Annotated in this window: 13 protein-coding genes; 2 read left to right on the forward strand and 11 right to left on the reverse strand. The window is 58.7% G+C overall.

From position 1 onward, the window contains the following. The first annotated feature begins 98 nt into the window (after positions 1-98). Positions 99-1,004, forward strand: a complete 906-nt coding sequence (locus V8J83_RS04320) for a LysR substrate-binding domain-containing protein (RefSeq protein WP_339983822.1) — start codon at positions 99-101, stop codon at positions 1,002-1,004. 90 nt (positions 1,005-1,094) lie between these two features. Beyond that, positions 1,095-1,289 carry a CTP synthetase gene (locus tag V8J83_RS04325; protein WP_339983824.1) on the forward strand — a complete coding sequence of 65 codons (195 nt, stop codon included), beginning with the start codon at positions 1,095-1,097 and terminating at the stop codon, positions 1,287-1,289. 63 nt (positions 1,290-1,352) lie between these two features. Here the strand turns inward: V8J83_RS04325 and V8J83_RS04330 are convergent, their stop codons facing one another. The 11 genes from V8J83_RS04330 to V8J83_RS04380 all read right to left on the reverse strand — a co-directional run bounded on the left by V8J83_RS04330 (position 1,353) and on the right by V8J83_RS04380 (position 12,922). Then, the gene (locus V8J83_RS04330) at positions 1,353-1,787 is read right to left on the reverse strand and encodes a DsrE family protein (RefSeq protein ID WP_339983826.1); all 435 of its coding nucleotides are present in this window, start codon (positions 1,785-1,787) and stop codon (positions 1,353-1,355) included. A gap of 23 nt (positions 1,788-1,810) precedes the next feature. Beyond that, positions 1,811-2,785 carry an SLAC1 anion channel family protein gene (locus V8J83_RS04335; RefSeq protein WP_339983828.1) on the reverse strand — a complete coding sequence of 325 codons (975 nt, stop codon included), beginning with the start codon at positions 2,783-2,785 and terminating at the stop codon, positions 1,811-1,813. 28 nt (positions 2,786-2,813) lie between these two features. Then, a complete protein-coding gene (locus V8J83_RS04340) occupies positions 2,814-3,182 on the reverse strand; it encodes a DUF5368 domain-containing protein (RefSeq protein WP_339983830.1) in 369 nt (122 codons plus the stop codon). Between the two features lie 12 nt (positions 3,183-3,194). After that, complete coding sequence (locus tag V8J83_RS04345; protein WP_339983832.1) at positions 3,195-4,496, reverse strand: NAD(P)/FAD-dependent oxidoreductase; 1,302 nt, start codon at positions 4,494-4,496, stop codon at positions 3,195-3,197. A 53-nt stretch (positions 4,497-4,549) separates the two neighbouring features. Next, a complete protein-coding gene (gene cydX / locus V8J83_RS04350; RefSeq protein WP_339983834.1) occupies positions 4,550-4,690 on the reverse strand; it encodes a cytochrome bd-I oxidase subunit CydX in 141 nt (46 codons plus the stop codon). A gap of 15 nt (positions 4,691-4,705) precedes the next feature. Continuing rightward, positions 4,706-5,869: a cytochrome d ubiquinol oxidase subunit II gene (gene cydB, locus V8J83_RS04355; RefSeq protein WP_339983836.1), complete on the reverse strand. Its 1,164-nt coding sequence runs from the start codon at positions 5,867-5,869 to the stop codon at positions 4,706-4,708. A 5-nt stretch (positions 5,870-5,874) separates the two neighbouring features. Then, positions 5,875-7,542 carry a cytochrome ubiquinol oxidase subunit I gene (locus V8J83_RS04360; protein ID WP_339983838.1) on the reverse strand — a complete coding sequence of 556 codons (1,668 nt, stop codon included), beginning with the start codon at positions 7,540-7,542 and terminating at the stop codon, positions 5,875-5,877. A 125-nt stretch (positions 7,543-7,667) separates the two neighbouring features. After that, a complete protein-coding gene (locus V8J83_RS04365; RefSeq protein WP_339983840.1) occupies positions 7,668-9,212 on the reverse strand; it encodes an amino acid ABC transporter ATP-binding/permease protein in 1,545 nt (514 codons plus the stop codon). A 50-nt stretch (positions 9,213-9,262) separates the two neighbouring features. Then, positions 9,263-10,933 carry an ABC transporter ATP-binding protein/permease gene (locus tag V8J83_RS04370; RefSeq protein ID WP_339983842.1) on the reverse strand — a complete coding sequence of 557 codons (1,671 nt, stop codon included), beginning with the start codon at positions 10,931-10,933 and terminating at the stop codon, positions 9,263-9,265. 59 nt (positions 10,934-10,992) lie between these two features. Further along, positions 10,993-11,655 carry a Crp/Fnr family transcriptional regulator gene (locus V8J83_RS04375; RefSeq protein WP_339983844.1) on the reverse strand — a complete coding sequence of 221 codons (663 nt, stop codon included), beginning with the start codon at positions 11,653-11,655 and terminating at the stop codon, positions 10,993-10,995. 52 nt (positions 11,656-11,707) lie between these two features. Next, positions 11,708-12,922, reverse strand: coding sequence for a TsoY family (seleno)protein (locus V8J83_RS04380; RefSeq protein ID WP_339983846.1), 1,215 nt, complete (start codon positions 12,920-12,922; stop codon positions 11,708-11,710). Between the last annotated feature and the right edge of the window lie 754 nt (positions 12,923-13,676).

A 13,676-nucleotide genomic window follows, 5' to 3' on the forward strand; every position in this document is an offset into this window, starting at 1 on the left:
TCTTCCTTCTGTTAGCGCCTTGCGCGTTACATAGGAGATGTAGATTTATTTGAGAAATTGATTGTATCGCACACCGTCATTCAATAAAGCGATTACCGATGACAACCCTTCGCCAACTCCGCTTTCTCGTCGCTTTGGACGAGACGCAGAATTTTTCGCGCGCCTCTGAGCTTTGCAACGTCACGCAGTCGACCTTGTCGACCGGCTTGAAGGAGATGGAGGAACGTCTTGGCGTTCAAGTCGCGGAGCGGACGAAACACAATGTCATGATGACACCTGTCGGCAGGGAGTTGGCGGAGCGCGCGCGGGGTATTCTTTCCGAGGTCCAGGACTTCGAAGACCGTGCAGAGCGAGAGAACTCCGCCGGGACCTCAAGCATTCGGCTTGGAACAATCCCCACGGTTGGTCCGTACCTCATGCCAAGGGCCATGCCACTCCTGCGCCAGCGCCTGCCTGACACGAAATTCTATCTGCGCGAGGAGCTCACGGACCAACTGGTCGAAGGGTTGATCGACGGTCGTCTGGACCTTCTGTTGCTCGCCCTCCCCCATCCGCTCCCGCCGCAGATCGAGACAGAAGCCCTTTTCTCGGACGGATACTATCTCGCAACGCCCGCGGATCATCCATTGGGCAACCGAGACAAGGTCGGCGCCGATGATTTGGTGGATCGCCACCTTCTGCTGCTGGAAAAAGGTCACTGTTTGCAAAGACACGCACTTTCCAGTTTCTCCGGCATCAACCTTGACGAGGATGAGAGTTTTTCGGCGACAAGCCTGTCGACGCTTGTCGCTATGGTCGAAGAAGACCTTGGGATCACTCTCCTGCCAAAGCTCGCTGTGGATGCTGGCATCTCGAAGACCCATCACCTGCATCTTGGGAATGTAGAAGGGGCGATCCCCCGCGACGTGGCACTTGCATGGCGCAAGAGCTCTCCAAACGCCGATACGTATCGCGATGTCGCAAGCTGCCTAAAGACAGCGCGAGAGCAGCTCGCAGCGTCCTGACTGAATTTCGGTTATCTTATTGATCTATATCAATGAAATATCGATGAGGACCCCTATCGTCGGGCTACTGTCTGCAAAAGGAATCACGGCATGTTTGGATTGGCTGGCATACTCTACTCTCTCATCAGTACGACCCTCGCGGGATCTGCGATCGTCGTGTCGCTGGTACTGGGGTACGATACATTGGTGCCGCTGTTGATCGCAGCTGGCATTGGTTTCGCCGCTGCACTACCGGCCTCGCTCATCGTTGCAAAGCAGATGCGCGGTAAAGTTTCCGACGAATAGAAAGTCAGCTGAAAGGAGTCAAAGGGGCCGCAGCACTCAAGGTACCGCAGCCCCGGCGGCCTCTTAGAAGCTCAAGACACGGGCATCGGGATCCATGAGTCTGGCTGCCATTTCGCCCGGGTTCGCGACGCCAATGCCATCAAGCAGCACCTCGGGTCCCTCTCCACGCCCCGGCAGATAGATCGCGCAGACCTCGACCGTCGCGCCAGCATTGGTCTGGATCATCTGCATAAGGCCTTGCGGGCTCATGTCGCGCGGAGGCTGTCCGGTCGTCGCGCTTTCCGGCGCGTCCTTGAGGGCCAGATCCCCAGCGGGACCACAAAGCAAGATGTGAGCTGAGGCCCCTTGCTGTGCCGCCTGCATGGTCAGCACCATCGACATCAGCTGCGTTTGGGGATCGGGCGAGGTCACAACTGTGACAACGTTGCTCGGGCCTTCCGCGAAAGCGGAAACGGCTGATGACATGACAAGAACCGCGGAGAGGAGGAGTTTCTTCATGGTTTTTCCTATCGTTTTCGGAGTTATTCCGGTTTGCAGATATCCCCGGCAAAGGCGGCACGGATTGTGCGCACGCCGATCACGAGGATGGTGAGAGCGAGCAGGCCAAGCAAAGCAAAGCCTGACACGCGAAACGGGTCAGATCCGGTGAGCGCCGCGTATCTGAAAACGGCGGTCGTCAGCGCAGCAAGCGGGAACGACAACGCCCAGAAAGACAGAGCGAAAGGGAGCCGCAGCAGCGCCGGCACCTGCAGCGCGACCAGCCCCGCGAAGAACAAGCCGGTGTTCATTAAGATGCGCGCGAATGCGTCGATCTGACCGCCGTTCAGTTCGATCCAGGCCAGGAAGCCAACCGCAGGCGGTGCTATCAAAATGACGAGTGTCGGCTGCAGCTTTCCGGGCAAAGGATCGTGGAAAATGATCCGGTTAAAGACAAGCGTGAGCAGGATCAGCCAGAAAATGATACCGACCGAGAAAAAGTACCAGCTTGGCTCTTGAAGCCCCAAATGCACGCCACCCAAGGGCACGATCACATTGGCGACTGCTGGAATGAACCATGCCGGCGACAGGGTCTGATGCGGAAAAGCCCTGTGAGACATCCAGGCCGAGACGATCACAAGCGTGAGGACCGCCTGCATGCTTGCTGCAAAAACCCATAACGCGGTGGACAGCGTCGGAGCGATATCCTGCAGCAACAGCGCCAGCAGCAAGATCGAGATGTTGGCCGCTGGAAAAAACATCAGGCGGACCGGGTGGTTCCATTCCTCAGCCACGTGTCCGGGAAACCGAATGGCTTTCGCTATGTAGAGCGCCAACAAACCCAAAAGCACCAAGGCCCCTGCCCCGGCGACGCCGTCAGAAACGGCCGTAAGACCTGCTGCCCGTGCAGCTAACGCAAGGCCAAACAGCCCCATGGTTGACCCGAAGAGGGTGATCGGGAAATGCGCGAGCCAAGGCTCTTGCCGTGTTGGAGCTGTGTCGAGATCGGGAATTTGCATGACAGTGTCTACCAATTAGATGTTGCGGTCAAAGATCCGCCTCACCTTTGGTTCGTTTCGTGCCCAATAGCGCTTCGAGCGTGTAGACGAGGATCGCCATACCAACCGCCCCTGCCGCACCAATGCCAAGGAACACGATCAGGTCGACGGGCCCGCCTAGATCGGACAGTTTGGATTTGGTCATTACCATCACGAACCAGACCGCGAGGACAGCACCAACAGGCATGGACAGCTGGGCAATCAGGAATTTCTTCCAGCTCACAGCACGATCGCGAATGAGAACGAAAAGGTAGGCCAGTGTCACCAAAGCAGCTGCAACCACCATTGCCCAGAACAAGCCACGCCCAAAAATCTCTTCGAAGACGGCAATAAGGGTTCCGAATGTCAGGTCTTTCATCTCTCGCCCTCCTCAGGCCCTGCCACGCAGCATGGCATTGTAGGTGGCTTTCAGCGCCACTTCCTTCATCAACCAGCTGATCCACAGCTCTTCCAATGGCGCAATCATGCCCGGGAAGGACGGGGTCAGGTTGTTGTTGTAATCAAACTCCACCAGCATCGCGCTGCCGATGCGGGTGATCAGTGGGCAGGATGTGTAGCCATTGTAGGTTTCCGTCCCCTCACGACCTTCGATGGCCGCAATCAGGTGATCCTCGACAACCGGAACCTGCCACTTGACCGAGGCTGCCGTTTTGCCCTTGGGCACTCCGGCCACGTCGCCAAGCGCGAAAATTTCGGGGAAGCGCAGATGCTGCAGGGTCTGCATGTCACATTCGACCCAGCCCTGATCCGTCCAGCGGTCAGCCCAGGCCAGACCCGACTGGACCACGAACTCCGGCGCGCGTTGCGGCGGGATGACGTGGATGTAGTCGTAATCGACCTCTTCCGTCCCGGTCTCGGTCGCGAAGGTCGCGCGCTTCGTGCCCGAGTCGATTGCCGTCAACGTGCGGTTCATCATGGTGTCGACACCGCGGTCCTCGAACAGCATGCGGACTTTCTCGGCCACGATCGGCACCCCGAAGAGCGACCCTTGCGGCGCGGCATAGACCATGTTGACCCGGCCGGAATTGCCTGCCCGGCGCGCGATATCGTCGATCAGGAAGGTGTGCTTAAGCGGCGCACCGGCACATTTCATTTCCGTGGCAGGCCGGGTAAAAAGTCCCGTGCCGCCCTCTTCGGTGAAGCGGCTGGCTGCGGTCCATGTCTTTGCCGCGTATTCGGGCCCTGCGTAAAGCGCGCCAATCCCGTTCTCGCCGACCATGTCGAGGCTGAAGCCGTCGATAGCATCGTGATCCAAGACCAGACCAGGTGCGACGACCAGCCAGTCATAGTCCACCGTCTGGCCACCTTCGGTCGAAACAGTCTTGCTGATCGCATCCACGGCGGACACCTTGTCGGCGACAAACGACACGCCGCCGGGCAACCAATCCGAATTCTCAGAGACCACGTAGCTGGCGGGTTTGAGCCCCGCCGCAACAAGGGTCAGGCCAGGCTGATACAAGTGATTGGGGCGCGGGTCGATCATCGTGATCTGCGCGCCATCGAGGCGCCGCACCAACCTGTTTGCCAGAGCCATACCGGCCGCGCCGGCGCCTATGATGACGATCTTCGCAGATGTCTGGATTGTCTGGGCGCTGGCTTGCTCGCCACGCGTGACCAATCCAGCGGCTACACCGCCAGCAAGGGCAGCAGTCAAAAATGATCTTCTATCCATCGTTCCTCCTCGGGTCGGGACGCGTCACACACAGTCGACGCGCACCTCGTCCCTTATTCCCCGACAACGACCGGCGCCGGTTCGTCGTCTTCTTCCGCAAGCTTCCGGTCACGCTGCAGCTCGAGCCACATGGCGTTCATGACGGCGAAGATTGCAGCGAGTGGAAGGCCAAGCAGCCAAGCGAAATACCACATCAGCTTGTTCCTTTCTCAGTAGACAGTGTCGGAGTTGCTGGTGACGTCGGCCTCGGTGACCTTGCCCCAGAGCACTTTGTAGACCCACGCGGTGTACATCAGGATCAAAGGCATAAAGATCACGGTGCAGACCAGCATGATGAAGAGCGTCATATGCGAGGATGAACTATCCCACACAGTCAGCGAGCTGTTTGGATCAACGGTCGACGGAAGGATGAACGGAAACATCGTCAGCCCAACCGAAGAGATCACGCCTGTGATCCCAAGCTTCGACCACAGCAGCGTGGACACCTCGCGGCCAGCGATCAGGCCCCGCAGTGCCAGCGCCATTCCGACAAAGCCCATGATGGGGGCAACCGCGATCCATGGACGCTCCGCATAAGCTGAGAGCCAGGATCCACCCCGCGCCACTTCGGAGTAGAGCGGATTGGACGGCCCATCGGTGACCACCTCGCCGACAAACGCAAAGCCGTCGATCCCAACAGCCAGCCAGAGCCCGGCAAGCGCGTAGCCTGCCATCGCTACGATCCCGGCATAGGTCCCGATCCGGCGGGCGCGATTGGCGATCAAACCTTCGGATTTGAGGCTGAGCCAAGCCGCTCCATGCATGAGCAGCATCGAAAAGGATACGACACCGGCCAGTAGCGCGAAGGGACGAAGGAGGCCCAGGAACTTGATCAGGAAGTTGCCATCATAGCGCGGCATCAGCATGTCGTTCAGATGAAACGGCACACCCAGCAGCACATTGCCAACCGCAACCCCGAAGAGCAGCGCGGGGACGGCACCGCCAGCAAACAGTGCCCAGTCCCAGCTATTCCGCCAGGTGGCACTATCCCGCTTTGAGCGATACTTGAAGGCCACGGGGCGCACGATAAAGGCCGCAAGCACGACAAACATTGCAAGGTAAAAACCCGAAAAGCTAACCGCATAAAGCGGGGGCCAGGCTGCAAAGATCGCGCCACCGCCGAGGATGAACCAGACCTGGTTCCCTTCCCAGACTGGACCGACTGTGTTGATGACAACGCGGCGTTCCACGTCCGTCTTGGCGACAAAGGGGAGGAGCGCGCCCACCCCCATATCGAAGCCGTCGGTGAGTGCGAAGCCGATCAGAAGCACGCCCAGAAGCGCCCACCAGATCACCCGCAAGGTTTCGTAGTCGATGAGTTCATAGAGGATCATGTGTCTTACTCCGCGGGGGTTGCGCTTGCGCCGGAAAGGCCGTCATCAACTGCAGAAGCCGCGCGTGCACCGGCAGGTGCAAATGGCCCTTTGCCGTCATGGGTGCGCAGGCGGTGTTCGTGCCGTGCTTCCCATGCGTCGGTCTCTGCCACATCCTGGAACGGGCCCTTGCGGATGTATTTCAGCATCAGGCCGATCTCGACAACGAAGAGGATCGAGTAAAACAGCATGAAGCCCGCAAGCGTGATCAGCAGATCAGCGACGCTCAGGTGGCTGGCCGACAGTGCGGTTGGCAGTACGCCATCCACGGTCCAGGGCTGGCGCCCGAATTCGGCCACGAACCACCCCATTTCGGCGGCGATCCACGGCGTCGGGATCGCGACCACAGCGGCCCAAAGCGCCCAACGCGGATAGGTCTGCCCCTTGAAGGACGAGCGATAGAAGAAATACGCCATAACGCCGATGAAGGCGAAACCCAGCCCCACCATGATCCGGAAGGCCCAGAAAAGTGGCCAGACGGTTGGAACGGTGTCTTCCGCCGCTTGCGCGATTTGCTCAGGTGTCGCTTCACGCGGATCATCCACGTAGCGTAGCAGCAGATAGGCAAATCCGAGATCGCCCGAATGCTCTTCGAAGGTCGCGCGTATATCCGCCGGAGTGGCATCACGCTGTTCACGGATGGTCTGCAGCGCATCATAGGCGACAATACCGCGCTCGACCCGTTCATGTGCTTCTTCGACGAGTTCTTCGATGCCCGGGATTTCCTGGGTCAGCGACCGCGTTCCGATGATGCCCATGGCCCACGGAATGTGCACGGCGTAGTGGGTTTCACGGGCTTCCTGATCTGGGAAACCAATGGCCGTGAACGACGCAGGTGCGGGTTCTGTTTCCCACATCGCCTCAATTGCGGCGAGCTTCATGCGTTGTGTGTGGCTGGCCGAGTAGCCGGACTCGTCGCCCAGGACAACAACGGACAGCGCCGCCGCAAGACCGAAAGACGCTGCAACCGTGATGGAACGGCGAGCCAGTTCGACATGGCGGTTTTTCAGGAGATACCACGCCGAGACACCAAGGACAAAAACCGCCGCTGTGACGTAACCGGCTGAGACGGTGTGGACGAACTTCGCCTGGGCCACCTCATTGAAAAGGACATCGAAGAATGACGTCATCTCCATGCGCATCGTGTCCGGATTGAACTCCGCGCCGACCGGGTTCTGCATCCACCCGTTGGCGATCAGGATCCAGAGCGCCGAGAAGTTGGAGCCGAGTGCCACAAGCCATGCAACAACAAGGTGCTGGACCTTGCTCAGCTTGTCCCATCCAAAGAAGAACAGCCCGACGAACGTCGCTTCAAGGAAGAAGGCCATCAGGCCCTCGATCGCAAGAGGTGCGCCGAAAATGTCGCCCACGTAGTGGCTGTAATAGCTCCAGTTCATTCCGAACTGGAATTCCATGGTGATACCGGTTGCGACGCCGAGGACAAAATTGATCCCAAACAGCGTGCCCCAGAATTTTGTCATTTGCCGCCAGATCGGCCGGCCAGTCATGACATAGACGGTCTCCATGATCGCGACGATGATCGACAGACCGAGCGTCAGCGGCACGAAGAGAAAGTGATACATGGCTGTCATCGCAAATTGCAGGCGCGACAGCTCTACGACATCTAGCTCCATTGAAAGCCCTCCTAAGTAGCGTGCGGCGTCCGGCCTGGTCAGCAAGGGCCTAGTCGGGCTCCACAAATCTTCAGGAGGCAGTGTACGTCAGCACACCGAAAAACCTTGGTGACAACATCACCAAGTCAGGCAGAAAGCTTGATCGACTTCTTGAAGACAGGGTGATCAGCCCCATCGTGCATGGCCGCGACGATGAGCACATTAGGCAAAGCGGCGCGAACCCCTTGAATGACAGCATCTGCAGTCTCAGCATCAAGGCCCTCAGTGGGTTCATCAAGAAGAAGTATATCGCTCTTTTTCAGTAGGTTACGGGCCAAGGCCAAGCGTCTCGACTGCCCGCCCGACAAGCCTGCGCCCCCTTCTACAAGCTTCGTGTCAAGACCTTCGCGCGCTACAAGCGCATCTGCCAGAACGACAGTCTGAAGCGCATTCCACATCTCGGCATCCGTGAAATCGCCACTGATTGACAAGTTGTCACGCACTGTCCCAGCGATCAGGGAACTGCGTTGCGGGAGCATCGACACGACCTTGCGCAACGCGTCGTCGGCGTATGCGTCTGGCTTGTGGCCTTTCACGAGAACCCTCGAACTTGGTGATAGCCCGGCGATCTGCATCAACAGCATGGATTTGCCCACACCGGATGGCCCCGTTAAAGCCACGGTCTCTCCGGCTCGGAATTCTTGCTCGCCACCTGGCAACCGAAGTAAAAGCAGCGGCGCATCGACCTGGCCTGACCGGTTGTCTGTTTGATCTATTCTCGGAAGAAGGTTGCTGATGCGCGCTGCAGCCCCGGACATGCGTCCAAGTTCAGAGACACCACGTCTGAGCGGCATAAGCGCTTCCGCGAGCGCCAGTGCAACGAATAATCCGATAACAGCTTTGGCTGGCCCAACAGACCCTGCGTCGAGAAGGACCGCTCCCATTAGAAAAGCGCTCATCGCAACGCCGGCGACAAGCAGCGACATCCAGAAACCCGACATGCGTTCTGCGCGATCGAGTTGTCTCGCGGCCTCTCGGGCCGTTTCGTCTATCTGGCGCAGACGATCTTCTTTACGTTTTAGGGCTGCATCGACAATCAGGGCTTCTCGATCCCTGATCATGTCAATCATGCCGCGGCGCAAGAACTGGCTTTGCGCCTCAGCTGTACTGGCGGGTGCCAATGTGCCGCGCCCAAGGCGCACAAGGACGACTAACCCTAATGAGAGGTAGAGACCGCCGACAACCGCGGCCACCGGCCAGCCAACGATGAGACCAAGCGCCGCGAAAACGAGTGCATATGTCACGATCGCAGCGCCAAGCGGCAGGATGAGCCGCAGGACAACGCCGTCGAGGGCATCCACGTCGGAGACGATCTGCGTCAACGCGCCTTCACCACGTAACTTTGCTAGCTCTCGGGCATCGCTTCGTGCAAAGCCGCGCAAAAGGACTACGCGAAGAGCTGCCAGCGCTCGAAGGGTCGTATCATGGGTCAGCAATCGTTCGCCATATCGCGCGGCCGCGCGACCCAAGGCCAGAAACCTCACGCCAGCCGAGGGTCGAAAGACGTCGAAGGCGATACCGATACCTGCAAGCCCGGCCAATCCCGTTGCGGTAATGAACCACCCCGACAGACCGAGCAAGGCGGCCCCCATGAGCAAAACAGTGATCGCCAGCAGCGCACCGCGCGCCATCGCCCATCGGTCTGCGCTCACAAGCAGAATTGCAATGCTCAAGAGGTTTCTCATCCAGCCACCTCTATGCGGTCATCCATGGCGGCGGCCAACCTCGGGTCATGTGTTGCCACAATTACCGTCCCTCCGGCATCTTGGAAACTGCGGAGCGACCCGATGATAATATCCGCCGTATCGGAATCCAGATCAGCGGTCGGCTCATCTGCAAGGAGAAGGCTTGCGCCGGTTATGATGGCACGTGCCATAAGTAGTCGCCGCGCTTCCCCGCCCGAAACCCCACCCCCACTTTCACCAAGGCGGGTCTCCAGTCCTTCGGGCAAGCGTGCAACGATGTTCAACGCACCCGCCATCTGAAGCGCGTGTGTCGGACTGGCTCCCGTTCCTCTTGGGTCCAGCCAGTCCTGTAACGTCTCATCGGGAAAATGCGGTCTCTGGGGCACTAACGCGAGGCGCGCGCGCCAGGCGTCGGCGGTTTTCTCATTCAAGGAGCCGCCGTTCACCTCAATGTCGCCCGATGCCAGCGGCACCAAGCCGGCAATCACAGCCAAAGCCGTTGTTTTTCCCGCGCCACTTGGCCCAACGAGCGCGACGCTTTGGCCTTCACACAAGGAAAAATCCGGCACCATGACTTCGCTGTCCGCGACGCGTGCGACCGCGCCCCCGCTCTTGACGCTTATGGGCCCGGCCAACGGCGTGCATGGCTCGGCCTTGCCCACAAACCCGATCCGGTCCGCCGCATCCAACTCATCAAGATCTGCAACCACGGCAAATCCGGCAGCACGATCGTGCCACGCCGTCGCGAGATCCCGTAGAGGCTGGAAGTAATCCGGCGCAATCAAAAGTAAGAACAGCCCCTGCCCCAAGGTCAGTCCGTCCCCCCAGAAGCCAAATCCGATTTCCCCAATCAGCGTGAATCCCACAAAAACCGCAACCATCGCGACACCAAGCGCTGAAAACAATTCGAGCACCGTCGAGGACAGGAAGGCGACCCGCAGAACGGCCATGGTCCGTTCGCGCAACGTGTTCGCGCGCAAGTCAAAATCGGCTGCAGAGCGATCAACGGCACCGAGTAGCCGAATGTCCAGCATTGCTGAAAGCCGGTCCATGACCATATCGTTCATCGATGCGATCTCAGTCATCTGGCGCTTTGAGGCGTCCTCGGCCGCCATGCCGACCAAGGCCATGAACAGGGGTATGAGGGGGCCTGCAACAAGGAGCGTCAGGCCCACGACCCAGGATTGTGAAAACGCCAAGAGCAGAAGCAGGATGGGCAGGACCTGCGCGCGCAACATGGCGACGTGATAGCGCGTGATCCAGGGCTGCAAGAGCGGGAGCTTCTGCACCACGAGGGCTGCGATCTGAGCTGATCCGGCCTCCGTTCGCGCCCGCGCCTCTCGCGAGATGAGGGTCTCACGCTCGCGTGCAATTGTCTTGTCTGCCGCATCAAACAAAAGCGCACCCGACCGGTGCTCCAACGCAGCCCGAACAATCGCGCACCCCATGAAAACCAAGGCGGCTGTGACCGCCGAGCCAAAAGCCGGCTGTCCAGATGCCCAACGTGACACCGCCCAGGCAATGGCCGCCGCTTGAACAGGCCACAGGGCCCCGGCAACCACCGAAAGCCATCCTGAGATGTTCAGCTGTCGCGCGACCGGCGCGATGATGCGTTCTTTCGCGCGCCTCCTGTCATTGCGAGCCGCGCCAGGGTTTTCATGTGTCATGACCAAAATGACCTGCGCAGATGCGGCGTGTGTTGAAGATATTTCAGTGTGTTAAAGCTTTAGCTGGCCAGTGAGAAGCATCCCTTGGACAGGCGTGTCAGCGCGGCTGGTGCATCAATGTGGATCCGGCCACGTTGTTGAACGATCCAGCCCTTAGAGGCAAAGTCACGCAACCTGCGTGAAACCACTTCCCTTGCCGTCAATAATTCTTTGGCAATGTCCCCATGCGTGGCGACAACCTCGCGGCCCTTCGCGTGGCACAAGAGCCAGTCGGCAAGCCGGTTATCCAGGCTTAGCCCTTCTTTCGTGGAAATCTTGGCGAAGAAGGTTGGCAAGCGTTTGGCATGGGTTGCGAACAGTGCCTTTCTGAAGGCCATGTCACTATGGACGAGCAACACAAGGCTGTTCGGAGATAATTCAATCCAGGTTGAAGGGCCCATACATTTCGCGCGGACCGTGATTTCCCGTTCCGACAGAATTGCAGCAGTGACCGGCATACAATCCTGCCCCACTGATGCCCGACATTCTGCCCAAGGCACGTTTCGGCCTTTGGTTCGAAAGTGAACGGTCAGTTTGCCCCGCGTGATAAGCACAAAGGCGCGGGGGTGGCCCTGCCAGCGAAACGCCGTCTGCCCCTCATCCGCACTCCTCACCACACCGCCTGAATCGAGAACAGCGCGCGCAAGAGATGCGTCCTGGCTCATATTGGAATGGATGTTCATCTATGCCTCCATCGCCCGGCTCATCTGAGCCGGGCGTCTGACAAGGGCGCGTTCACTCTACCGGAACAGCGTGGCCATGGGCAGGACGCCCAAAGTGCCGTTTGTTCAGCAGAAGAACCAGCACGATCATTGAAACCTGCGCAGCGATCGCAAGCGAGGTCAGCGACCAATAGGCGATGTCGAACTTGGCGATAAGACCGGCCCCAACGAGACCCTTGTTGATCCAGAAATGCAGCATCACACTGAGAGCAACTCCGGGACACACAAGCGCGTAGGACCCCGCCGAGTTGCCGTCTCCGCGCAGATAGGCATCTGCGTATTTCTGGCGCTTGAGGACCAACAGGCCGAGCGCTAGAAACACGCCTTGGATCGCCAGGATCGTCGTCGTCAGAAGCAGATTGTCGGCCATACCGCCATGCGCCTCGAAGGTCGTATGAAGGCCATGCTCCTGCCGCATGGTCATGATGCCGAGGATCGTCAGGATCGGCACGACAACCATCAATGTAGGCGCGCTTTCCTTGGCGGTCCCATGATGCAGCATCGAGTTGAAAGCGACGATCGCAGCAACCAGCGCATAAAGCGCGGCGATGGCACCGAGGACAATCGACAAGACGAGCGAGATACTAACGGTGTTCGGAACCGTGCTCATGGCCGCAGGCGCGGACATACCAACAGCGGTCATGGACAGCGCAAAAGCTGGCAGAAGTTGTGCAAAAGAGTTGTTTGCGGTGACGTCAAATACCCCACCTTCACTCAAAACGCGGCTCAGGAAAGCACCAATCCGGTGGAAGGCGAGATAGGCGATCAAAGCAAAGGCAATCATCGCCATCGGAAACAGGTATTCAACGACACTCCAGAGGCCCGGAACAAAAACAAGGCCGAGAATGAAGCCAGCATTGACTGTCATCGCCAGTGCCAAAGGCATGGCCAAGAACTGTGTCTCGCCATTGGAGCCCATGAGCTTGGCATAGGCGTCGGTGTTTTTGAACTCCGCCAAGCGCGCGAGGTTCCAGATCAACATCTTGATGTTGAGGAAAGCAAATCCGGCGGTTCCTGTCACCGCGACGATGATTGCGGCTTGCAAGGCGATGCTGCCCTGTGTGAACGCCGCTAGGATGTCCTCGAACACAGGAACAGGTTGTCCGGGATGTGGCACCCAGAACATTAAAAACATGAAGAAAGTCACAGCAAGACCACCTGCCCCGAGCGAGGCGAGGAAGTAGAGCGGCGACCAAGTGTCGGCGGGTCGGTGTTGAAAGGGTTTCATGGCAGTACTCCAATAGTCTGGAAAGGTCATGCCATGAACGACAACGGATCGACGGTGACATGATCACTGAAACCAAAACGCACAGTTCACCGACGTTTCGAATAGAACCACTGAGATGCCGAACGCCGCAAACCGAAAAGAACACGAAATTGCCCGCGACTAAGCGAATACAACATGAACACAAACTGCACACGCCAACCCACAACTCATTGCAATACTGTCAAAATCGCCACCTTCCATCATAGGGGCACAAGATAGACGCGCCGCCGCGGTGGCTGCGTTGTTGGGCATTCATAGGTCTCCTATGGTCCGCGATCGGGTTCTCGCGGCCATGTTGCACACATACTGCACACGGATTGGAGCGGTCCACCCCTCCGAGAGCGAAGACAGGCGAACGGCGGTAACAGGGCGGGGTTTTGCTTGAAGCCGACGTTGTTGCACAAATCACAGCGTAGGCGTGCTTCGCCTTTTGCCCGGACGGACCCATTCAATGGTCTCTGTCAAGGGTATGCCACGGGCGGTGTAACGGTTGAGGACGGCCCCTCTCTGTAGCATCCTGCGGTGCGCCTGCCGGGCCGTGGATGCGGACTTGGATTTCCGCGAGCTGCATGTCGAAATACCGCTCCATCCTCGCCAGATGATGCGGACCAGTAACGTGATAGGCCCACCGCTTCGTTTCGGGCGACCATTGCCCGGCAGGCCAATTGCATAGCAATTCTGTCGAGAACGGGCTTCCAAGGCTTGGCAGTCTTGC

The organism is Gymnodinialimonas ulvae (genome assembly GCF_037543845.1).
In the GTDB taxonomy this organism is placed as follows: Bacteria; Pseudomonadota; Alphaproteobacteria; order Rhodobacterales; family Rhodobacteraceae; genus Gymnodinialimonas; species Gymnodinialimonas ulvae.